22 protein-coding genes are annotated in these 22,320 nt (G+C 31.7%); 10 read left to right on the forward strand and 12 right to left on the reverse strand.

Translation table 11 applies throughout. The annotated features are described in order from the left end of the window. Positions 1-172 precede the first annotated feature (172 nt). The 12 genes from OLM57_RS16050 to OLM57_RS16105 form a co-directional block, all read right to left on the reverse strand. Complete coding sequence (locus tag OLM57_RS16050) at positions 173-382, reverse strand: hypothetical protein (RefSeq protein ID WP_264564703.1); 210 nt, start codon at positions 380-382, stop codon at positions 173-175. A 25-nt stretch (positions 383-407) separates the two neighbouring features. Further along, positions 408-818: a hypothetical protein gene (locus OLM57_RS16055; protein WP_264564704.1), complete on the reverse strand. Its 411-nt coding sequence runs from the start codon at positions 816-818 to the stop codon at positions 408-410. Between the two features lie 61 nt (positions 819-879). Further along, complete coding sequence (locus tag OLM57_RS16060; RefSeq protein ID WP_264564705.1) at positions 880-2,007, reverse strand: DUF4236 domain-containing protein; 1,128 nt, start codon at positions 2,005-2,007, stop codon at positions 880-882. 15 nt (positions 2,008-2,022) lie between these two features. Further along, positions 2,023-2,928, reverse strand: coding sequence for a hypothetical protein (locus tag OLM57_RS16065; RefSeq protein WP_264564706.1), 906 nt, complete (start codon positions 2,926-2,928; stop codon positions 2,023-2,025). 4 nt (positions 2,929-2,932) lie between these two features. Next, positions 2,933-4,201, reverse strand: coding sequence for an ABC transporter permease (locus OLM57_RS16070; protein ID WP_264564707.1), 1,269 nt, complete (start codon positions 4,199-4,201; stop codon positions 2,933-2,935). A 3-nt stretch (positions 4,202-4,204) separates the two neighbouring features. Then, positions 4,205-4,600 (reverse strand): hypothetical protein, encoded by a 396-nt coding sequence (locus tag OLM57_RS16075; protein ID WP_264564708.1) that lies wholly within the window; start codon positions 4,598-4,600, stop codon positions 4,205-4,207. A 12-nt stretch (positions 4,601-4,612) separates the two neighbouring features. Then, on the reverse strand, positions 4,613-4,849 hold the full coding sequence (locus OLM57_RS16080; RefSeq protein WP_264564709.1) for an excalibur calcium-binding domain-containing protein: 237 nt from the start codon (positions 4,847-4,849) through the stop codon (positions 4,613-4,615). An 8-nt stretch (positions 4,850-4,857) separates the two neighbouring features. Then, complete coding sequence (locus OLM57_RS16085) at positions 4,858-5,103, reverse strand: DUF4236 domain-containing protein (RefSeq protein WP_264564710.1); 246 nt, start codon at positions 5,101-5,103, stop codon at positions 4,858-4,860. Positions 5,104-5,106: 3 nt separating this feature from the next. After that, positions 5,107-5,313 carry a hypothetical protein gene (locus OLM57_RS16090; RefSeq protein ID WP_264564711.1) on the reverse strand — a complete coding sequence of 69 codons (207 nt, stop codon included), beginning with the start codon at positions 5,311-5,313 and terminating at the stop codon, positions 5,107-5,109. A 164-nt stretch (positions 5,314-5,477) separates the two neighbouring features. Then, positions 5,478-5,636, reverse strand: coding sequence for a hypothetical protein (locus OLM57_RS16095; protein ID WP_264564712.1), 159 nt, complete (start codon positions 5,634-5,636; stop codon positions 5,478-5,480). Positions 5,637-6,197: 561 nt separating this feature from the next. Continuing rightward, a complete protein-coding gene (locus OLM57_RS16100; RefSeq protein WP_264564713.1) occupies positions 6,198-6,866 on the reverse strand; it encodes a response regulator in 669 nt (222 codons plus the stop codon). Positions 6,867-6,875: 9 nt separating this feature from the next. Next, positions 6,876-8,585 (reverse strand): tetratricopeptide repeat-containing sensor histidine kinase, encoded by a 1,710-nt coding sequence (locus OLM57_RS16105; protein ID WP_264564714.1) that lies wholly within the window; start codon positions 8,583-8,585, stop codon positions 6,876-6,878. 555 nt (positions 8,586-9,140) lie between these two features. Here OLM57_RS16105 and OLM57_RS16110 point away from each other — a divergent pair. From OLM57_RS16110 to OLM57_RS16155, 10 genes are all read left to right on the forward strand, one after another. Next, positions 9,141-9,974: a hypothetical protein gene (locus OLM57_RS16110; RefSeq protein ID WP_264564715.1), complete on the forward strand. Its 834-nt coding sequence runs from the start codon at positions 9,141-9,143 to the stop codon at positions 9,972-9,974. Between the two features lie 530 nt (positions 9,975-10,504). Beyond that, positions 10,505-13,177: a UvrD-helicase domain-containing protein gene (locus OLM57_RS16115; RefSeq protein WP_264564716.1), complete on the forward strand. Its 2,673-nt coding sequence runs from the start codon at positions 10,505-10,507 to the stop codon at positions 13,175-13,177. A gap of 511 nt (positions 13,178-13,688) precedes the next feature. Continuing rightward, a complete protein-coding gene (locus tag OLM57_RS16120) occupies positions 13,689-14,657 on the forward strand; it encodes an MBL fold metallo-hydrolase (RefSeq protein WP_264564717.1) in 969 nt (322 codons plus the stop codon). A 476-nt stretch (positions 14,658-15,133) separates the two neighbouring features. After that, positions 15,134-16,306, forward strand: coding sequence for a hypothetical protein (locus OLM57_RS16125; protein WP_264564718.1), 1,173 nt, complete (start codon positions 15,134-15,136; stop codon positions 16,304-16,306). Between the two features lie 183 nt (positions 16,307-16,489). Next, on the forward strand, positions 16,490-17,101 hold the full coding sequence (locus tag OLM57_RS16130; RefSeq protein ID WP_264564719.1) for a hypothetical protein: 612 nt from the start codon (positions 16,490-16,492) through the stop codon (positions 17,099-17,101). 180 nt (positions 17,102-17,281) lie between these two features. After that, positions 17,282-18,031, forward strand: coding sequence for a helix-turn-helix domain-containing protein (locus OLM57_RS16135; protein WP_264564720.1), 750 nt, complete (start codon positions 17,282-17,284; stop codon positions 18,029-18,031). A 36-nt stretch (positions 18,032-18,067) separates the two neighbouring features. Then, positions 18,068-19,384 carry an amidohydrolase family protein gene (locus OLM57_RS16140; protein WP_264564721.1) on the forward strand — a complete coding sequence of 439 codons (1,317 nt, stop codon included), beginning with the start codon at positions 18,068-18,070 and terminating at the stop codon, positions 19,382-19,384. An 8-nt stretch (positions 19,385-19,392) separates the two neighbouring features. Beyond that, positions 19,393-20,283: an amidohydrolase family protein gene (locus tag OLM57_RS16145; RefSeq protein WP_264564722.1), complete on the forward strand. Its 891-nt coding sequence runs from the start codon at positions 19,393-19,395 to the stop codon at positions 20,281-20,283. Positions 20,284-20,487: 204 nt separating this feature from the next. Next, positions 20,488-21,165 (forward strand): hypothetical protein, encoded by a 678-nt coding sequence (locus OLM57_RS16150; protein WP_264564723.1) that lies wholly within the window; start codon positions 20,488-20,490, stop codon positions 21,163-21,165. 150 nt (positions 21,166-21,315) lie between these two features. Further along, complete coding sequence (locus OLM57_RS16155) at positions 21,316-21,861, forward strand: hypothetical protein (protein WP_264564724.1); 546 nt, start codon at positions 21,316-21,318, stop codon at positions 21,859-21,861. Positions 21,862-22,320: the final 459 nt, after the last annotated feature.

Here is a 22,320-nt window from a genome sequence, read left to right on the forward strand (position 1 = left end):
TACTTGTTTTAAATTAAATGCTTTTTTGTATAGTTGGCATAAAGTCAAAATACTATCACAAATATCATTAACAAATTAATCATTTCATTACGGGAAACCATAAGGCATTCAAATAAAAAGTTAATAGAAAATGTTCATATTACAAAACTTACACATATCAATGAGTTCTACATCAATCTTCCCAACCACAGAGCGTTAGTCCGTAGCTCTGAGCTTGAGTAAGAGATGTTTTTATAGTTCCATGAGTACAGGCAGATAAACCACGGCAGTTTTCGTTATAATGGTATTTTTTTGCTCCTGTTGGCCCGCAGATATAGACTTTAGTTTCTACTGGGTGAAAATAGGTGAGAAAAATAAAAAATAGGATTATAGTAGCTTTCATTTAAATTATTTTGGCGTTAGTAGGATTAATTCACTTCTAGATGGTATTCATTTCCTTCTTTGTCAACAGCTTTTAGCATACCATAATCAATCCATTCTGCTGTGATCTCGATTTCTTCATCGTTTGTATTGGTGAGTACGCCAGCACCATATTTCCCTTGAACATTGATATTCCCATATACCGTATCCCCCATAGCATCATATCCACTTACATAATAATTATACTCATAATGACCTGGTTTACCAGTGCGGTATTCGTATTGACGATGGGTATCATTATGATACGTTTTAGCTTCTTCGGGAGTAATCGTTTTTCGATCATCCGGTTGGACAACCTCCTTATAAAACGTATTAATTTTTTGAGGAGGCTTTTCTTTTTTGCAACCAAAAATTCCAAAAGCTATTATTACAAATACAAATCTAAAATTACTGAGCATTTTCATCGAGTTAAAATAAAATATTGATATGAAATGGTTAATTTCTATTAATAAATTTGGCTTAAGCAGTAATGTGATCCACTCCGGTTATTAAGGTTCTATAAGTTTCAAAAGCATTTCCGAATTTTTCTGTAAATTCATAATTACTAAAGTGATATTTTTCATTAAGCCCAGTATTTGTGCTTAAGGAAATCTCTCCGTATCGAACAATCGGTATTTGATAATTTCCTTTGAATCTTTTATCAGGAGAACCATTTTTATTTACTTTAGCCCAAGTTTTATCTATTATTTTTGTATCTCTTGGAATAGTCCCAGTTTCTAAAAATCTGGAATAACTATGAAAAAAACGTATCTCATTTAAGCCTATAATTGCAAATTGTGATGATGAAGAATGCATTATAATAAAGTTTGGATAGATATATAAATCTGCCCCATTAGCATTTTTAAGCCACAGCACTTCGAATCTGGTTTTTATAAATGGTAATGGTTTTATACCAAATCGCACTTCTCTTTTATTAATTACTGTACTTGCGGCAGAACGAGTTACTTTTTGGTCGTTATAATGCGAACCGGTAACGTCCCATATTTTTTGTGACGTGGCCAAATTTTTGAAAGCCAAAATCATATTTTCATATTGTTTTTGTATTTCGTCTTCAAATTCAACGTCAAGTTCTACATAGGATGTGTCTATTTTTTGTTGAATTTTAACTATCACTTCTTTTTGTAAGCGAATGTTTGCCTTAATTTTTTCGGAAGTATCTTTTTTAATCAATCCATAGAGTAAAAAATAACTTGTAATTAATTTTAACTTTGTGATTCCTAAGGTTCTTTTGATTTGTATTAAATCATTCCTCAACTCTACAGTTTGTTTTTGTGTAGATAAGATTACATCTTTACCCCCTTGCAAATCTTGACTGGTTATCTCTGCTACATCAGAACTAAAAATATTGTCTTCAATATCATAAAGTATCGGATCTAAATTTTCAGGTAAATTCGGAATGGAACTATGGCCTAATTTCTGTCTATTATGCAATCCTAATCCCGGAATAGTTGTATTTAAATAAGTACCCGTTTTACCAAAATTAATATTTGCTCCACGTACTCCAATTGAAGTACTAATGCCATTCTTGCCGAAGTTCAAATGAACCCCAGGTATAATTTTTACTCTTTTATGATAACTCCATGTCATAATACTATGTGTTTATTAATGATTTTTATCCAATATAAAATCTTTTATGATTGTATCCATATTAGAAGGCAAGTCTGCTGTTTTGATTTCAAAATGCTTGATTTTCATTGCCGCAAACCAGTTACTCCAATAGGCTCTGATTACTTTTTCTTCATAAGGATTATTTTTATTTGGGTTTATTCCCAAAACGAGAACTTCAAGATTGCTTAAGTCATCGTTTGCCTTTATAAAACCATAATTCTTATTTTGAATTTTTTCACTCCAATCTTTATCATTCAATTCGTTTTTGCGAATGAGTTCCGGTGTGATATAAGTAGTCAAGTTACCTTCTATCATTCGGGTGTCTTCATAAAACAGATAGCCATCTGTTAATATGATAAGTAGGTTTCTGTGTTTGTTATCGATACACTGATCTTTCACTTTGCTCTCAAAAAAACGCCATATATCCGAGCCTATATAATTATTGTCTTTTATGGCGGACTCATAAATTTTTGAAGTCTGGGAAGCATAATTTGAAGTTATTGAATTCAAATAGTCTCTGGTCACATTGTTTTTATCAATAACAATTCTTAATTTTTTAGAAATTGAATTAATTTCGGGATCCAGAGGCTCTGGATTGAAAAACAACTGCATTTTGTCATCAATCTGTCTGATTTTTTTGGATCTCAAATGCTGTGTAAAGGCTTCAGAAATGGATTTTATATACCCCAAATCTCTTTGGTAATATTCCATTGCTACATTAGGATTTTTTTTGACACTAATTCTGTCGGATAAATCAAGAAGAATACTAATGTTATAATTATCTTGAATAGGATGATTGACAATCGTTTTATCATTCTTTTTTTCAGAATTATGTTTGCAAGAAGATACCGTAACAATACAAAAGGATACTAAAATGGTTTTTAAAATAATAGCTTTCATATAACTAGTTTTTAGAATATACCAAATGTTGAAAATCAGGATCAATTAGATTTAGTTTGTCCAAATGCTCCATTGATAAAAGATCACAGTTTTCTAGCAATGCTGTTTTTTCTTTATGAGGTAAAGCAATTTCAGTATTAATGGCTTGAAACCAGCCTTCTTTGTATTGATGATGATAATGAAGGTATTCTTTAATAGGAAAGACAAAACCATCTATTTTAGATTGCAATTCTGCAATTTTTCCTGTAATGCTAACGATCTGCTGTTTAAAATCATTGACTTTATTACTATATTCCGTTTTTAGTTTTTCTAAATCAATAAGTTTCTCTTTTTGCCCTCGAATGTAAGCCCTAATTTTATCAATGTTTTCAAATTCTTTCATTACAAAATCAAAAACAAGGCCCCAGATAACATACACTACAAATCCAGCAAATATGATCATCCAAAACTCAGCTTCGCCCAATGCTATATTCAAATTATAAGGAGAGGAATCAGGAGTTTTATTGAATTCATATATTTTCTTTTCAATTTGGTAGGCCAAAAGACCATCAAACAGAAAGGTGGTAATAAATAAAGCAATGATTCTTAAAATATTTTTTATTCCTTTCCCTTTTTGAACCATATGAATGACATAGCCCAATCCCATAAAAACAAAAGGGATAGTAATAACTAAAACACCTTCTAACCAACTTGCCTCAAAAGAATTTGTAAAAGAATTTGCATCAAAAATAGCGGCAGTCAAACTATCATTTGAAAATTCTTTAAAAAAAGCAGAATAGGAAGCCGAGATATAAAATACCAATAAATAAAGTGTTATTGGCAGGAGCAAAACCAGTCCAATATAAAAATGAGCTTTCAGACCTTTGCCGTCTTCAATTCCAAATTTATCGGGATTGCGTTTTACTTCACTTATTTCACTTTTTATCTGAGTAATATCTGCATTGATATCTTGCTCTTTTTTTTCATAAATTCCTATTGCGGCTTCACATTTTTTTAGTTCGGTTCTGCTTTTTTCTTGCTCTTCTCTGTAAGGCTGTTTTAAGCTGTCTTGTTCTAATTTTTGTTTCCGGCATTGATCTTCAAAACTCATGTATAAATTTTGTAGACATGCTTTTAATACGATTGGTTTTCCTGTTGCCTTTATTGATGCGGCAAAACCACTTTGATAGTAAGTGATTCGTATTTGTTCCCTATCATTTTCATTTTCATCAATACTCTTTTTCGGAGCTTCATCAACTTTTTTTAGACTAAATAACTGCGCAAGTGGTTTCATAATTTAAGAGTTAAGTTGATTAATAATTTCTTCCTTACTAATGCCTTTTTGTACACAATCAATGAGATAGTTGGTTAAGTCGTTGATGTTCTCATCCAAAAAATCAAATTTCCGACAGTATTTCTTGAGCATATTTACTTCATCATCTGTTATCTTTCCATCTGCCCAAATAATTCTTGCAAAATCATACAAGTACTCAATTCTGGTATCCAAATTTTCAGGAATACTCAACTCGGTATTGATTGGATTCAGAAATAGTTTATCAAGTTCTTCTTTGGGAATCCCACGTTCATCTGCAAAATGATAGAGCATTTGAAGCTCTAACACGTCAAATTGATCATCGGATAGTGCTATTTGATATAATCTCAAAAAATGGCTTTTTAATTCTAGTGTTATCATTTTTTTTTATTTTTACTTAGACAAATTTTCACATGCAATTCCATCTCCGTCGGCATCTAAATTTTTATAACATTTTTTATCGCTGTCATAAGCAGACTGCGCTTGAGCCTGAGATGAAAAATCACCACAGGTTTTTGTAGGACAGTCTGCCACTGCAGATTTTGTTTCTGATGTTTCTGAACAAGATATAATTAAACCTACCAGTAATACTGCTATGAATGCTTTCGTAGCTATTTTTTTCTTTTTCACGATTTTGACTATTTTAGTATATAAATTAAAAATGTTGCAACACCTGTAAATACAACCAACAACATACAACCACTATTTTTTGCTTTACCAAAATTATTTTGATAATTAACTCCAGATATTCCATTTCTAACAGAGAAGCCTTTGGAGCTTATCGTTCCTCTACCGGTTTTTAAACTTGGAGAAATTCCTGATTTGCTAATGTTCAATCCAAGTCCTCCTCCAAGGTTAATTCTTTTTTGAAATCGAAAGCCCATGATTTAACTAGTATGGCAATCGTCACTGCACGTTTTACAACCATTGGACTTTGAATACGTTTTCTTGGCCTCCATAACTGCTGATTTGCAGCTTGAGTGTTCTCCTAAATCTTTTCTATTGAATACACTTGGCACATAACGGCAGTCAGCAGTATGAACTTCGTGGTCTCCATTTAGTTGTGCATTTTCGTTTACATAATACTTTTTCATAATTTTTAAATTTTAATTGATTAATCTTTTCGCTATTCCCCCTCCGCTCTTCGAGCTCTCCCGACCTTAAACATGCTCTTGAACCGCATTTATTTCCATCCAAGATTAGTAAAGTTGTTTATTAGGATCAATAAAAGCAACAAATGGTACTACTTTATACTCCATTATTTCTTTCTTTTGTAGTGATCGTTTGTACTTGAATTTTTATAGGTTCCTCCTTTATGGGAACTTCCTTTTCCGTTTTTATAATGTCCGCTTTGGGCATCAATAGAAATACTTAACATAAAAAAGAAAAGGGTAAACAGTAGTGCAATTTTTTTCATAGGGGTTGTATTTTTAATTAGTAATACCCCAAACTTAAACCCAATAAAAATCAATTCCTTACGGGAATCCGTAAAGAGGCTTTTTTCGAAACATAATTAAGTAATCTTGAAAAACTAGTCTTGGAAGAAGCTAATGGTTTCTATATTTAAAGAATGGTGGGCTAGATTTTTTTGAATCTATATTTCAAAGCATTCAAGAGAAATAGGAATAAGAAAGCTACCATAAGAGGAATAAAACTGATTTTCCAATTGAGAGAGGTTAAATAATTGGTCAGCCCTAAAATGAAAAGACTTGTGATGCAACCAGCAGCTATAATAATGGACTCTAAATACGTATTGCTTTTAGATAAATGTTTAACATAGGAATTTGATTTATGAGCTACTATTTTTAGTTTGTTTTTCCTTTTGACATTGTATTTTGTAGCAGTAGGCTTTGTTTGATTATTGGCTCGCATATTAATTTGAAATATAAAGCAAACTTAAAATTGTTGCAGAGAACTCTTTTACGAGAAACCGTAAAAAAGTGAAATTTTAAACTTAGAATATATGCCTAATTTAATATCATACCAATCCTAAGTCCTTGGCTATTGCCACAAGATGTGTCGGATTGTTTGCCTTGAAGTAAATTTTGAGTTTGTTGAGGCGCTTTTCAATAGTGCTTTTGCTGTTTGGTGTAATACCAGCATTTTTAAACGTGGATTCCATATTTTCCTGGGTCACACCTATAGACAGGTATTTGAGCAGTTGAATGTCATAATTATCGATTTCGTTGACGGTTTTGTCCTGTAGAATATAGTTCAATTCGGGAGACAGATACTTTTGTTTGTCTTCATAAACAACTTCAATTGCTTTTTTGAGTTCGGCAATACTGTTACGGCCTTTCATGACAAAACCGTTGATGCTGTATTTCTCAAACAATGATTTTATGCGATAGGATTTGTCCTCGATTGAGAAAGCAATGATTTTTATTTCGGGAAACAATTGCTTTACTGACGCTATTAATTCTTCGCCAGACTTGAGGATGTTTTCCCTGTAATCGGCTTTAAACGACAAATCGGAGATCAGCAAATCATAAGGCTCGTTGTCTTTGAAGCCTTTTTTTATTTTTAACAACGCATCATCACAGTATTTGGTAAAAGCAATTTCAGGAACTCCAAGTTCTTCAAGAACTTGTACCGCTGCAATATCATTAAAATCGATGTCATCTACTATCAAAACCTTTTTGAACATACTCAGTAATTATTTAGGGATTGTTATTTTTACTTTAAAACCCGTATTGGTTTGTTTGTCAAAAGTAATAGTTCCTTTTATCGCATGAATACGGTTTTCCACATTGTGCAGCCCGTTTTTTAAAATTACTGCACTGTCTATTCCAATTCCATTATCCGAATAATTGATTTCAATACATTTGGAAGTTGATTCAAAACTAACAACGGCAAGTGAACATTGACTGTGTTTTTTCATGTTGACCATTAGTTCCTGCAAAACTCTGTGAAGGGCAATTTTCTTTTCGGATTGAATTTTTAGCCAATTGATATCACCATTATCCCTAATAATTACTTGTATTTGATCGCTGGAATAAGCCGAAATCATTTCTTTTAATTCTTCCCCAAACGTAGTGCCCGTTTCAATTTTACTGCTTTCTCTGGAAATGTTTCGGGTTCTGGCGTATATTTTGTCAAGATTGCCCAAAAGGGTTTCTTTTTTTATTGGATCTTGCAGATCTTGCGTTTCTGCAAAAGTCATTGTTTGATAAACATCGTTGGCTAGTTCATCATGCAGTTTTTTGGCCATTCGGGTTTCACTCTCGTAAATAGCCTTTTGACGCTCCTTTTTTAAATAGTAAAACACAAAGGAAGCAGATATGAATCCTATAAATATCAGAAAAGATAAAACATAATTGCCATTTTTTTGCTGCTCCAATTGCAATAAATTTTCCGTTTTTTGAGCCTTCAATTTCAGGTTTTCATTCTTTTCTTCAGTAGAATCATATTTGATTTTGGCAAATTGGTTTTTTGCTTTTTGCCTTGCCTGAGTCAAACTATCATTGATTCGGAGATAGGTCTCAGTATGTTTTTTATAATCAGTCCCCACACTATTTTGTATTAAAAGGGTCAAAGATTTCAATCGGTCGTCAACATTATTTGTTTCAGTGGCTTTATCATAAGCTTGCCTAGAATAGCGATAGGAAAGTTGTTGATCTTTGCTTTTATAAAATTCAGATAAATGGATATAACTTTTAGTTAATCCGATATTATCTTTAATGGAATCTCTTATTTGTAAAGACTGATTTAAAAAGTGCAAACTTTTTAAATTTTTCAACCGGAAATAGGAATAGCCCAAATTGTCAAGGATTCGGGCATAATTTTCCTTATTTTCTGTTGTCCCTTTTTTGAAAGTTAATGGCAAAAGTATTGAAATTGCCCGTTGGTAATTTTGTTGTTCTAAATAAACAACTGCTATATTATTTTTAAGAATTGTTTTTTGGAGTTCATCATCAGCAAGTTTTAACGATAGTCTGTAATAATAAACTGCATTTTCATAATCGTACAATCGCTGATAATTATTGGCAAGGAGGTTAAAAATGGCACATTTGTAATAGGCTTTTGTTGAGGAGTCAAAAAAAGAAATTGCTTCGGTTGCGCTAGTTTCAGTGCCCGTAAAATCACCCTGATCTTGTTGAATTATTGCTAAATTTAAGAAAGCATATATAATTTTGTTATTGTCCTGTGGAATTTCACAAATTGATTTTGCCTTATTATAATAATAAAAGGCACTATCGTAATTTTGTTTTGCGGAATATTTTTCTGCATTGTCAATAAAAGTATTGTATTGAGAATCATTTTTAGCTTCAGTCTTTTTTACCGTTTTTTTGTTGCAGGAAACGATTGCAGAAAGACAAAGCAGTATTAAAATAAAAATCGGGAAATATAACTTTTTTGTTATCATTTCCCGAAATTACATAAATAATTTAAAAACAATTAAGAATTTGTTTTTATCTTATTATTAGGGTCTGGGAACTGGTATATTTCCCGTAGAACCATCTCCTGGTGCATCTGCGCTGACTTGTTGTTTCTGGGTTTGTGGAGTTGTTTCAACATCATCACTGGTACAAGAGGTCATTGCTACACTTGCAATGATAAAACACGATACTAAAAATATTTTTTTCATGGTTTTGAATTAAAAATTAGACATAGGTTTGGCCGTTCGATTTATAATCGAATCATTACCTGAATAGGCAAGCCGTTAAAAAATGATTTTACTTGTGGGAAGTGTAGTGCGCCTAAACCGTAAAGAATATTTTATACTTCCCGGATAAATTATCAGTGCGATTCGGCTACACTATTAGGAACTAGTTTTGTACATTTGTCCATATCGCGAAATAGAACAGGAACTAATTCTGAGGCAAAGTAATGATGCATTTCCGCATATATTAACTCGGAATTCCTAGAATTCCTGCAATACCGTAACATTCCTTTATATTCCTGAAAATTCCAAAAGCGTATGGAGAAAAATACTTTAGAAGATTATAAAAAAGCTATTAAAGCAAAATATGAGATAGAAAAAAGAGGGGTAAATTCGAGTGTTTTAATGAATCCTTCTCGGGCCAGATTAAGAAGTTTGTGTTTAGAAATTTTCAAATCTAATCGGGATCAAAACGATTTAAATGTTTTTTCTTCCTTCTTTAGATTTGATTTTAATCCAACTAATAGCGGTAAATTAAGAGTCCAAACGGATAAATTCCGGCCTATAGAAACTTTCTTTAAAGGGGAAACCAATCTAGCTGATGTAGAAGCAGTAAATCTGGCTGCAATCTTGGTAGATTTTCAACCTAGACCATTTTTAAAATACTCAAAAAGTGAAGGATGTATTCCCACCGAAAAAAGTGAAGAAGTTGAAAAAGTACAGGAAATTGTTGGAGAAGTTGGTATATATACCAATACAACGCAATTTTTCAATAAGTCCTTTTACCCAAAAAAATATGAAAAAAACATATTAGTACTACTATTGTTTGTTAGCCTGATAACTACTTATTATTTTGCATTTCAAAAGAAGCAATGTATGCAGTGGTCAGGGGATCACTTTGAGAATGTTGATTGCGATTTACCCAATAATTCAGCAAAATTTAAAATAATTCCTCTAGATAAAAGTCTTTTACCTCTTAAAAAGGTTCGCGTTTGCGATACTACCACCTTTTTTAAAAATGGTGAGGCTATAATATGGTATGCCAAAACAGAAAATGGGATTGATTTTTTTAACACCCATGGCAGGCATCCTGAAAATGAGCACGCTTTAAAACCTGTAACGCATTATATTGTAAACAAATACGTAAAGTGATTTATAGCTTTGCGTTGCAGCATACTTATAGTTCTGATTCAGTAGTCAAACTTGAACGGGTTTATACCTCAAGAACCCCGAAGTCTCATGCCCTTTGTGTATTTTTTTTAAGTTATTGAAAGCCATAAGCATAATAAAAGTCTCCTGACTTTTTCCCGAAATATTTTTAGAATTCTATGTTATACCATTAGTAGATATAAAATAGACCAAAGATCCGAAGTTATTTTTTTTCAAGATGACGATAAAAATCATTGCATAGCCTTCGCTACGGAATTATTTTTTGAGGAAATATTGGAGAAAAAGAACGAGTAGATTGGTCTATTTTATATGTGCTAATGGTATTATTCCGCTACTACAACGGATTTGGGTAATTGGCTTAATGGAAAGTTGGTTTTGTATTTGAAAGTTTTGGCAAATCCAAATAATAGGCTTAATTTAGTACCTAATCACTTGTTGTACAGGAACGTAGTAGTCAGGCAAGCGGCGACTGTCATACATTGTTATCAAACCTTAAAAATATAAGATGAAATATGATAGTAACTCTGATTATCATTTCTGCTGTAATAACTAGTTTTCTAATTGTTTACCTACAATTAAAGGAAAAGAAAAAATATCAAGACACTACTTACCTATCCAACGTACAACAAATTGCTGCGTTTTTCGATACGATTCAAAGATTGGACGACTACATTACTTGGGTTCATCGTGATCACATAAAAAAACAGTTTTCTGCTGTTGGACAATACTTTAAAAACAAATCTAAATCGTATAAGAAAGAAGAAAGTATAAAAAAATTCAATGACATCTTTCAAGATTTTGACAACTACATTTTGACTTACAACAAGAACTATGTTCAATCTCAAAAAGAAAAACTAAACCTGTACTTTGACGACATTGAAGGCAAAAAATTAGACGAACAACAACGGACTGCAGTAATAACAGATGAATATTCAAACTTAATAATTGCTGGTGCAGGTTCAGGAAAAACTTTGACAATTCTTGGAAAAGTAAAATACCTAATTGAACAAAAAAATGTTGAACCGGAAAACATACTTTTGCTTTCGTTTACAAAAAAGACCGTTGAGGAATTAAATGAAAGACTAAAAAACATCGGACTTGTCGCGCGAGCAACTACTTTTCACAAATGGGGCTACGACACCATAAAAAAATACCAAGAGAGTGTTCCTGCCCTTACAAACGAAAACACATTAAGTAAAGTAATCAAAGAGTATTTAGAAAATGAAATTTTTGAGGATGCTGAAGCATTAGAAGCTTACATCGTTTACGTTTCGTGTTATATAAATATTCCGGAAGAACTGGAAAGCTACGAATCCCTTGGCGAAAAATTAGACACAGAAAAAGGCATTGATTTTCAAACTTTAAAATCCAAATGCGAACCCGAATCATTAAATAAAGTGGAAAAAAAATCGCTTGACACCATGCTAGGCGAAAAGGTAAAAAGTGTCGAAGAACTAACTATAGCAAATTTTTTGTATTTGAACGGTATAGAATACGAATATGAAAAGCCGTATCCATTTGGCAATACAATGTATCGACCTGATTTTTATCTAAAAGATTACGACATTTTTTTAGAACATTTTGGTATTGACGAAAATAATGAAGCAAAATGGCTTACCCCATTTAATGAGATTAAATATGTCGAGGAAATGGAGTTAAAAAGAGAAACTCATAGGACGTATAGGACCAAACTTTTGGAAACTTATTCCTATTACAATCGCGACCATGTTTTGCTTGACAAACTGAAAGAAATGCTGAAAAAAGAAAGTGTAGTTTTTAAACCAAGAGATGTAAAAAGTATCTACGCTCAAGTTACAGATACCGACGAGAATTTTGGAAAAGAAATTAGGAAACTCATTGAAACTTTTATCAACCTCAGCAAATCACGAAAATTAAACTATGATTCGATCACAAACTTGTTTTTAGACAGAAGTAAAAAGGGAAATGAATTTATGTATGAAAGACAAGAGATTTTCTTAAAATTTTCACTTAACATTCTAAAAAAATACGACAGTAAGCTCAAAGAATTAAACGAAATTGATTTTAATGATATGATAAATCAGGCAACTGATCTCATAAAAGAAAACAATGCATATTACACTTATAAGCATATTATCATTGACGAATATCAAGACATTTCGTATTCACGATTTAATTTAATCAAAGAGATTCGAGAACTATCTGGTGCGAGATTAATTTGCGTGGGTGATGATTGGCAATCAATTTATCGTTTCGCCGGTAGTGACATTTCATTGTTTAGCAATTTTGAAAAATATGTTGGTAAATCCGAGCAGTTGTTTATTGAACAAACGTATCGCAATTCACAATCGCTTATTGACATAACTGCTAAATACATTCAAAAGAACAAAAAACAAATCCAAAAGAATCCAAAATCTAAAAAAGAGCTATTAGAAAACCCAATCAAGTTTGTTATTTATTCTCAAGACAATGCCCAAGAGGTTTTAATCAAAGAAATTCAAGCATTAATTGACAAAAATGGCAACAAGCCTATTTTGGTTTTAGGTCGTCATAGCTTTGATATAAATGAATTTATAATGCTCAAACCAAACAGCAAAATAAAGTATTACGAACGTAGCGATAAATTAGAAATAAAAGGATTTGATGACATGGACATTAAATACTTAACGGTACACAAATCAAAAGGTTTAGAAGCAGACAATGTAATTGTACTAAACCTAAAAAACCACTTACTTGGTTTTCCAAACAAAATGACAGACGACCCGATTTTGTCGTTATTACTCAATGATGACGAAGAATATAGTTTTGCAGAAGAACGCAGGTTGTTTTATGTTGCTCTAACAAGAACCAAAAACGAAGTGGTATTACTTATTCCATCAGAAGTTTCATTATTTGCAGAAGAATTACTAAAAGATAATAATTACTTATTAACTAATGCTGACGGAGCATTAAAAACAACAAATTGTCCATACTGTAAAACAGGGAAACTTGTAATTAGGCAAAATGTATCAAATGGCACTCAATTTTTAGGGTGTTCACATTATCCTATTTGTAATCAAACATTCAGCAATATTGAAATTTTAGAAGATAAATTCCTTTGTCCTGAATGCAAGAGTGGCTTTATGACAAAGAGGGCAGGGAAATTTGGAAACTTTTTAGGGTGTACAAATTACCCTAAATGCAAGAACACGATAAATTTGAAATAATGCCAAGTGATAATACTACGCAATAACTACGCCCAATATTGTCATTCCGACGGAGTAGAAATCCCACAGGAAAGTGAAGAAGTAATCCATGCAGAAACAGTAATTAGTCAACCATGCTCCCCCTCCTTTCCGGAATCAATCCAATATAATTCTATTGTTATTTTGTAAGGATTAATACGTATATTTGATTTCAGGAAAGTGTGAAGCAAAGCACACTTTTGCACCCTTTTTTGGGTGGATATCTGTGACTCAGTCACACATATATACTAGTTAGCAGTAATTCCCCATACTCGCGCCCAAATTGACTCCTTCAGCTAACGAAAGAAAGTGAAAATTAAGGCAAATATTAAAAATACAAATTATTGATTTTCAAAACATTAAAAAAACGTTAGATAGAATTGTACCGCAGATGGGAGAAAAATCAATAAAATGACCAAATAGAAATTATCAATACTTAATTTTATCAAATAATTATATAAGATTTTATCAAACCTTTTAAACCTATTTCATCATGACCCTAAGAACAATTAAAATGTTATGTTATTTAACAGCGCTTTTGTCAAGCTTAAATTTGTCAGCTCAAGGAAAAGATATTTTAATCGGAGCTGAATATGTAGATCAATCTCAATATAAAAACAGGGAAATACTTCCTGATATTTATGGAGTTCCAGATGTGAATTTAGAAAAAAGCTTAGTTCAAGTCAAAGGAAACCTCTACAGACACACCAATGGAACTCTGCCTGCATTACATAGCGGATTGGTACTCATTACAAAAGAAGGTGCAATCGTAATCGACCCAGCACTAACACAAGCTGCTATTTGGCTAAATGAAGAAATCAAAAAGAGATTCAATGTTCCTGTAAAATATGTAATCTTAACACACGGTCATTATGACCATGCTGGAGGTTCTCAAATATTTCAACAAGCAGGAGCTAAAGTCATAATTCAAAAAAATGGATTGGAAGCCATAATTGGTGAGAAATTACCAGTGGCAGTGCCTGATATTGTTTTTGATGACCAACTAACTATGAAATTTGGAGGGGAAACTATTGTTCTCAACCATATTGCAGCAAGTCATTCAAACAGTTTGACAGTAGTAACATTACCAGATTACAAAGCAATGCAATTGACAGATATTGGAGAATCGAACACTATGCCGTACAATGATTTCCTTGATTTCTATTACGATGGATGGATTGAAACATTAGATTGGGCTCTGAAACAAGATGTAAATTATATAGATGTTGGACACTATACGCCAGCAAATCTTGAAAACATAAGAGACTTACGAGAGTACATGATTTCTTTGCACGATCAAGTATTGTCATTAGTTCGTCAAGGGCAAAGTTGGGACCAATTATACCGTAATGTCAAGTTCTCAGATAAAGTAAAAAAATGGGGAGGCTTTGAAGCAATGAATAAGCTTAATATTCTAGGTATGTATCGCTGGGTCTCTAATCACAGACGAGGAGTTTGGTAAATAATATAAAAAGGGGTATTCTTTCTGAAGAAGTAATTTTTTCACATGATTAAAACAACTACTGCTAACACACGCTACAAGCAATTTGGGCATTAGGCTTAATTTAAAAATGGTTTTATATTTGGAAGATTTGGCAAATCCGAATAATGGGCTTAATTTAGTCCCAAACTGCTTGTAGCGCGGGGACGTTGGCAGACATTTTAACCTAAAAAATTGTGAAAAGACTAATATTAAGCATTTTACTATTCAATTTTATTAATTGTAATTCTCAAATATCGAAAGAATTAGGCAGTTTTATTAAACCTTTTGAGGATTATAAAACTTTCAATGCAATGGGTTCGAAAAATGATTCAATTTCAAAATTGCTAGATAAAAAAGCAACTGAAGAAGAATTAATTTATCTTTCATTAAATGGCAAAAACACTTTTACAAAAGGAATTTCAATAGAAACGCTAATAAATAGAAAAAGTAAAAAAGTGTTTGATGTTTATGATAATTTGATTGATTCAAAATACACATTAGTTTATGCAACTGAATGTTTGTCAGATAGTACAAGTTTTCCAAACTTTATGTTTCAACGATTAACTTTTAATCGAAACTATTCAAAAGATGAAATAACCTCAAACAAAGAAATATTAATTCGTAAAATATTAAATAAAAATCCAGTAAATATAAAATTATTGGAAAGCATAAATTATTGGATTCCGCAAAATGAAGAATTCTATGAACCAATAAGAAAAATTGTGATAGAAAATAAGTCTTCTGCCCTATTAGTTACTATTGCAAAATATAAAAAAGAAAATGATATAGAATTAATTAAAAGCTTCGGAATAGATGCTTTGCCAGCAATTGAAGAATTTCCAAACGAACAATTTAGAGAAATATTAGAAACCAATATTAAGTTTGATGATTTTCAATATATGTTTGCTTTAGCAAAATCTTGTACTCCAGAAACTGTTAAAACAGTTGAAAAAGCTATTCACCTCAAAATTGAAGATTTGAAGAATAATGATTGTGGGAATTACTGTTTAAGCACAATTTACAATCAAATTGAAATGAATAAATGTGAATTATTTTATCCAGCATTAGAAAAATTATGGCTTACAAATAAGGTAATCTCATATAATATCCTAGATAATTATAAAAAAAGACATTCAAAAATAGAAACAAAAAATTTCCTATTCAATGGTTTAATGCTAAAAGGAAAAGCAGAAATTATTCATAAAAATATTTACGATGATAGTGATTTCGTAGACAATATGCAAAGTGGTTTGACTTGGAATAAAGAAGCAAAATTAATCCATATCTTAAACGAGTTAAAAAAATTATCTAACGAGGAATATTTAAAAGCTTTAGAAAGTAACATAATAGAAATCGAGGATTTAGGTTTGTCAAATTTTGTTGAAGAATTAAACGACAACAAAAGTTTATTGATCGTTAAAAATTCATTCATTGAGAAACTTAAAATAAATAAAAATGCTTATGGTTTGTTATTAATAATGGAAGCAATTAAATTATTAAAAGATAAAGAAACTTTTAACAAAGGTTTTGAGGTTATAAAAACCAGAAAAGAAGAATTTAAAAAATTCCCGGGTTGGGAAAAAGACTTGAAAGATTTTGTAAAAGAGAACAACTTATCATTAGAATAAAAAAAACGTCTGCCAACACACGCTACAAGCAATTTGGGTATTTGGCTTAATTTGAAGTTGGTTTTGTATTTGGGTCCCGATAGCTATCGGGATTGGCAAATCCGAATAATGAGCTTAATTTAGTCCCAAACTGCTTGTTGCGCGGGAACGTCGGCAACCCTGAAAAACCGAAAAGAGAAGAATATGAGAAAATTAATTTTACTTATTTCAATTATTATTTTTAGTTGTTCTCAAAAAACGAATGAAATTGATAGCATCGAAATTATGTCCTATTACTACAACCTAAATGATAGTCAAACAGAATTTAAAACGGAGCCTGTTACTTACTCCATAATTGACGGAAATGGAAATGTCGAAACACTTCAAAAAACTCCTTTTTCAAAAAATGAATATTTGAAATTTAAATCTACTGTTGACAGAAAAATAATTGACAAAATATCTTTAAATAGCCAAAATAAAAGCGAGAAGTTTTATAATGAAAAACCTAAAAATCCCATTGTGGAAATTTCTTGTGGTCCGATAATTAGAATCAGAATAAAATATAAAAATCAAAAAGAAATTACATTTAATTTTTCTGATTTTAAAACCAATTCAAAACATAAAGATTTTATAGAATTGCAAAATTTGATAAAAAATAATTACTCAGAAAAGAAATTTAATAAAATTGAAAAATCTGCCGAATTAGAAAAAAAACTGAAAACTTTTGAAAAATATTCGATGAATAAAGACACATTAGAATTACCTTTTCCATCTATGCCAATGCCAAATAAGAACCTGATAAAGTTTACTAAATAAAATTACTACTGCCAACACACGCTATAAGCAATTTGGGGATTTGGCTTAATGGAAAAATTGGTTTGTATTTGCAATGATTTGGCAAATCCGTAAACAAGTCTTAGTTTAGTCCTAAACCCGCTGATTACCAGAACGGTTTCGACAACTCTTAAAACCCTAAAGTACCTATAAACAGACGACATGAATAGAGATTTAAATTACGAGTTAATTAAACCCGACAAATCGATTACCGAATTTGTAGAAAGTTTTTGGTTGTTGCAAAATCTAACCGAAAACGACAAAGAAATTATGGTATTGCCTGACGGTAGAATTGACTTAATTTTTATAAAATCTGGAAGTGCTCCATTTCAAACTACCCTTTTAGGAATTGGGACGCATCCCGACAATGCAATTCTTAAAAGTAATACAACAATGTTAGTCGTTAGTTTCAAATTACTTGCGATTGAATATGTATTTAAAAATTCAATTTCTAACTTATTAAATAATGCCCAGAATTTATCTTCCGACTATTGGAATTTTAGTTTAACAGAATTGAATGATTTTACCCTTTTTTATAAAAAAGCGACACAAATAATCCAATTACTCTTACCCACAGAAATTGACAGTAGAAAAGAAAAACTGTTTGACTTAATTTATTCTTCAAATGGAGAAATGACTGTAAAGGAACTCTCAGAAAAAGTATTTTGGAGTAGCAGGCAAATCAATCGTTATTTCAATCAGCAATTTGGACTTTCATTAAAAGCATATTGCAATATTCTTCGGTTCCGTGCTTCTTTTCATCATATAAAAGAGGGTAAAGTTTTTCCACAACAAAATTTTGCAGACCAATCTCATTTTATTAGAGAAGTGAAAAAACTTTCTGGTGCATTGCCCAAAGAATTGAGGCAAAATCAAAACGACCGATTTATACAATTTTCTACCCTGCAATAGAAATAATTTTGCCTCATAAATTTTAAACTTAATAAAATGATGCAGAATAAAAAAACAGCAGTTGTCAACGCAAATGTGTTTGACGGTATCCAAATGCTAGGGCAAAAGAATGTAGTCTTTCAAAATGGAAAAATCATTAGTGTTTCAGATGAAGTTCCAGTTGATGCAGAAGTTATAGACGGAAAAGGATGTACATTACTTCCCGGGTTAATAGATGCACATGTACATACTTCGGAAGATTCATTAAGAGATGCTATACTTTTTGGAGTAACCACCGAATTAGAAATGCAAGGTGGTATGACAAAAAAAGGTCGTGAACTACAACTAAAAGACAAGGATAATGTTGCCGATGTTCGTTCATCTGGTATGGCGTTAACAGCACCCGGTGGACATCCAGATGAATTGATTCCTAAAGAGGATGGTATTCCCAGTTTCATCTTGAAAAAGATGGAGAAAATGACAGAGCAAGAAAAACAGGAATTCATTGCAGCCTTTGCAGAAAGGGAAAATAAAGAGGGTAATAAGCTGGATGTTACAACCAAAGATGGTGCTGTGCAGTTTGTAAGACAACAAATGGAAAACGGTGCAGACTACTTCAAAATAATGATTGAAGAAGGAACGGTTATGAATGCTCCAGGTTTGCCAATGATACAACCTGAAGTATTGAAAGCCGCAGTCGATGAAGCTCACAAGTTAGGAAAAATAGCAATAGCCCATGTTTTGACAGCCGAAGCTGCAAAAACAGCTGTTGAAGTGGGTGTAGATGGCTTGGCTCATTTATTTATCGATAGACCTGATTGGACTCCCGAACTTATTAAATCAATTGCAGATAAAGGAATTTTTGTAACACCTTGTTTAGTACTTAATTCATCAATAATAGGAAAGTCGGCTTGTCATGTAGCTAAAGATGTGCGTGTGGAATACAAACTAAATGAAGACTGGAAGATGACGATGTGTTCCTGTTTCAATACCTTTCCATCTGGCAATATGGAAGATAATTTCAATAATGTAAAAGATTTGTTCGATGCAGGTGTTAATATTCTTGTTGGAACAGATGTATCTGTTCCAATGGCACATTTAGGAGGGCTTGCACACGGAGTAAGTGTACATCATGAAATGCAATTATTAGTTGAAGCTGGTTTAACTCCTACAGATGCTTTAAAATCAGCCACATCATTAATAGCCAAAAGATTTAGCTTGACAGACAGAGGACAAATTGCAGAAGGTTTGAGAGCTGATTTAATATTAGTAAAAGGAAATCCTTCTGAAAATATTTCTGATTCGCTTTCCATTCTTAATGTATGGAAAGAAGGTGTTGCAATTAATTTGAATGGTGATATCAATAAAATTTAATATCTAAAATGGCTTTACTTAATCCAATTATTGATATTCATCATCATGCAATATTTCAAAGTCACAAAGCAAATTTGAAATTACCACAATGGAGTATAGAATCTGATCAGGAAGCGATGGAAAGAATGGGCATTAGCGGTGCCCTTCTTTCTTTGCCTATTTCTGGTCCTACTGATGTAATTAGAAAACTTAATACTTCATTGGCTGATATAAATAGTTTTAATCCCAAAAAGTATGGAATGTTGGCTTCACTACCAATGAGAGATATTGATGGTGCATTATTAGAAATTGACTTTGCAATAAATGAACTCAATGCTGATGGGTTCATTATTCCGACCAACTATCAAGGTATATATCTTGGCTCTGAAAGTTTAGTTCCAATTTTGGAGGAGTTAAATAAACGTAATGCAACAATACTTGTACATCCAACTTTGCCAGCAGGTGATAATCTGCCAACTTTTGAAAGAGATTTATCAGTTTATGAATATCCATTAGAGACAACAAGGTCAGTAATGGATATGATTTATAAAAATAGGTTGACTCAATTCCCTAACATCAATTGGATTATTTCTCATGCAGGTGGAACAATTCCTTATTTAGCATACAGATTAAGCATTGCTGGTGAATGGCAAGGTATTACACAGACAAAAGAAGAAATAATTAATTCGCTTCAGACATTGTACTTTGACCTTGCATTATCTACGTCACCGTCTGTTTTTTCAGCTTTACAACATTTGGTATCTTCTGACAATTTGCTTTTTGGCACTGACTTTCCATTGCGATATGAGGAATATGTGACAAGAAGTATTAAAGAAATTAATGATTACCAAAACTTCACAGATAGTGACAAATCTTTTATCTTTTCAAACACTGCAAAATCACTCTTTACTCGTTTTTGAGAATTTGCTGATATCTACACCAACAGAAGGGCAGCCGATAACAGCGGTTTTAAGAAATTGGGGGTTTCGGGATTAATTTAAAGTTTGTTTTGTAGTTTTGAACTTTGGGCTTAATCGAAAGTTTCGGGCTTACAAATCCCCAACTTCTTAAAGCCGCAAAACGTTAGTAGCAAGCTTCGAAAAAACTGTGCGAAAATATTACGAATGAATTTTAAATCTGATTTTATAGCATTATTAAAATACAAAAAAAACGAAGAAGGAGGACGTAATAGTTATACCTTTTCTGGATATAGACCTACAATAAAGTTTCCTTTTTCTGAAATGCAAACTTCAGGTATTCAAACTTTTATTGATAAAGAAAAAGTTTTCCCAGGTGATACAGTAATAGCTGAAATTAAAATACTTGCTGAAGAATATTTCAAATATCAACTTTGCGAAAATTTAGAATTTGACTTTCGAGAAGGACCAAATATAATTGGAACTGGAAAAATTATATCAATACTAAATCCTAAATTGAAATCAGAAAAAAATACAATTATGGATTCAAGAATAATTTATGAGGCAAATAAAACTTATCATAACAAAATAGAATGGTTAATACCATCTAATAAATCTGAAAGTGAATGGATTTACTTCGATTTCGAAGAAACCAACAGTGAAAATTTTATTCAAGAAATAATAGAAAGTTTTTTTGAAAGCGAAATATTATTCGTCTCACTTACAAGAAACGAATCTTTTCAAACAGAAAAAACTAATATTGTCGCAAAAACAAAAGAATACCTCAGAACTCACGATTTTTCAATTTGGAATCAAGAATTTAGCAAAGTTTTAGAGTTTAATAAAATTGGGATATTAAGAAAGGGAATAAAAACCAGCCACTAACACACGCTACAACGGATTTGGGCAATTGGCTTAATGGATAGTTGGTTTTGTATTTGGGAATATTTGGCAAATCCGAAAATAGGGCTTAATTTAGTCCCAAACCCGCTGTAGTAGCGGGACGTTAGGTAGCATAACACCAAAATTGCGGATATGAAGAAATTTTACTTTTTACTTTTACTTTCTATTGGACTTTCAAACTGTCATAGAAAGGAATTTGCTAAATGTGATTCTTTGAAATCTTACATTTATTCAGATGCAACCGAAAAAGAAGTTTATACATTGAAATTAACTTGCAATGACACAGTATTTCTAACAGAATATTTACCTAATCAAAAATCGTTTTTCGCTATAAATAAGACAAAACATAAAATAAAAATAGATTCTTTAGTTGACAACATTGATTTTTCCAATTTAGAAGAATCATATTCTGAATCATCTTTACAAGACAGACACGCCTTTAAATTATTGATACAAAATGGAAAAAAACTTGATTCTGTATTCGTTTATGGAAAGAAAGCTCCAACCAATATCTATAAAATATCTGCTGAATTCAGGAAAATAATTAAATCATTAAAATTTTCTCCTTACACGAAAGATATAGATTACGGAAAACATATTGTTAGATTTCCTCCACCACCACCACCGCCATCTGACAAAGAAACTGTTAATCAAACTATATTTAAAACTTGGAATTAGAAAAATGTAAAAAGTTACGCTACCTAACACACGCTACAAGCAATTTGGGTATTAGGCTTAATTTAAATATGGTTTTGTATTTGGAAGATTTGGCAAATCCGAAAATAGAGCTTAAATTAGTCCCAAACTGCTTGTAGCGCGGGGACGTTGGCGATAATGCAAATGGAACCGAAGAGAATTCAACGAATAAAATTTATTTTTGGAAATTAAAAAAATATATAATCTATTATTTTACCTTAACACTAGAGCGAAAGATCCCGATCGCGCTACACGTTTGATTTCTATCTATGAATCATTTCTATTAGTGGTAATTTGTGCAATTTTGAAGAAAGTTTTACTACCTAATTTAAAAATTAGTCTCAATTTTAGTTTTCTGGTTTTTGTTGTTATCTCTTTAATATTGAAGTATTTTAACGATAAAATATTCAAAAAAAACAACAATTATATGGTTTCACAATG

Origin of the sequence: Flavobacterium sp. N3904 (assembly GCF_025947305.1) — a bacterium.
In the GTDB taxonomy this organism is placed as follows: Bacteria; Bacteroidota; Bacteroidia; order Flavobacteriales; family Flavobacteriaceae; genus Flavobacterium.

Bases quoted from the DNA above. Each gene is read 5' to 3' on its own strand.
- OLM57_RS16050 (WP_264564703.1), bottom strand. From the start codon at position 382: ATGAAAGCTACTATAATCCTATTTTTTATTTTTCTCACCTATTTTCAC.
- OLM57_RS16055 (WP_264564704.1), bottom strand. From the start codon at position 818: ATGCTCAGTAATTTTAGATTTGTATTTGTAATAATAGCTTTTGGAATT.
- OLM57_RS16060 (WP_264564705.1), bottom strand. From the start codon at position 2,007: ATGACATGGAGTTATCATAAAAGAGTAAAAATTATACCTGGGGTTCAT.
- OLM57_RS16065 (WP_264564706.1), bottom strand. From the start codon at position 2,928: ATGAAAGCTATTATTTTAAAAACCATTTTAGTATCCTTTTGTATTGTT.
- OLM57_RS16070 (WP_264564707.1), bottom strand. From the start codon at position 4,201: ATGAAACCACTTGCGCAGTTATTTAGTCTAAAAAAAGTTGATGAAGCT.
- OLM57_RS16075 (WP_264564708.1), bottom strand. From the start codon at position 4,600: ATGATAACACTAGAATTAAAAAGCCATTTTTTGAGATTATATCAAATA.
- OLM57_RS16085 (WP_264564710.1), bottom strand. From the start codon at position 5,103: ATGGGCTTTCGATTTCAAAAAAGAATTAACCTTGGAGGAGGACTTGGA.
- OLM57_RS16090 (WP_264564711.1), bottom strand. From the start codon at position 5,313: ATGAAAAAGTATTATGTAAACGAAAATGCACAACTAAATGGAGACCAC.
- OLM57_RS16095 (WP_264564712.1), bottom strand. From the start codon at position 5,636: ATGAAAAAAATTGCACTACTGTTTACCCTTTTCTTTTTTATGTTAAGT.
- OLM57_RS16100 (WP_264564713.1), bottom strand. From the start codon at position 6,866: ATGTTCAAAAAGGTTTTGATAGTAGATGACATCGATTTTAATGATATT.
- OLM57_RS16105 (WP_264564714.1), bottom strand. From the start codon at position 8,585: ATGATAACAAAAAAGTTATATTTCCCGATTTTTATTTTAATACTGCTT.
- OLM57_RS16110 (WP_264564715.1), top strand. From the start codon at position 9,141: ATGGAGAAAAATACTTTAGAAGATTATAAAAAAGCTATTAAAGCAAAA.
- OLM57_RS16115 (WP_264564716.1), top strand. From the start codon at position 10,505: ATGATAGTAACTCTGATTATCATTTCTGCTGTAATAACTAGTTTTCTA.
- OLM57_RS16120 (WP_264564717.1), top strand. From the start codon at position 13,689: ATGACCCTAAGAACAATTAAAATGTTATGTTATTTAACAGCGCTTTTG.
- OLM57_RS16130 (WP_264564719.1), top strand. From the start codon at position 16,490: ATGAGAAAATTAATTTTACTTATTTCAATTATTATTTTTAGTTGTTCT.
- OLM57_RS16135 (WP_264564720.1), top strand. From the start codon at position 17,282: ATGAATAGAGATTTAAATTACGAGTTAATTAAACCCGACAAATCGATT.
- OLM57_RS16140 (WP_264564721.1), top strand. From the start codon at position 18,068: ATGATGCAGAATAAAAAAACAGCAGTTGTCAACGCAAATGTGTTTGAC.
- OLM57_RS16145 (WP_264564722.1), top strand. From the start codon at position 19,393: ATGGCTTTACTTAATCCAATTATTGATATTCATCATCATGCAATATTT.
- OLM57_RS16150 (WP_264564723.1), top strand. From the start codon at position 20,488: ATGAATTTTAAATCTGATTTTATAGCATTATTAAAATACAAAAAAAAC.
- OLM57_RS16155 (WP_264564724.1), top strand. From the start codon at position 21,316: ATGAAGAAATTTTACTTTTTACTTTTACTTTCTATTGGACTTTCAAAC.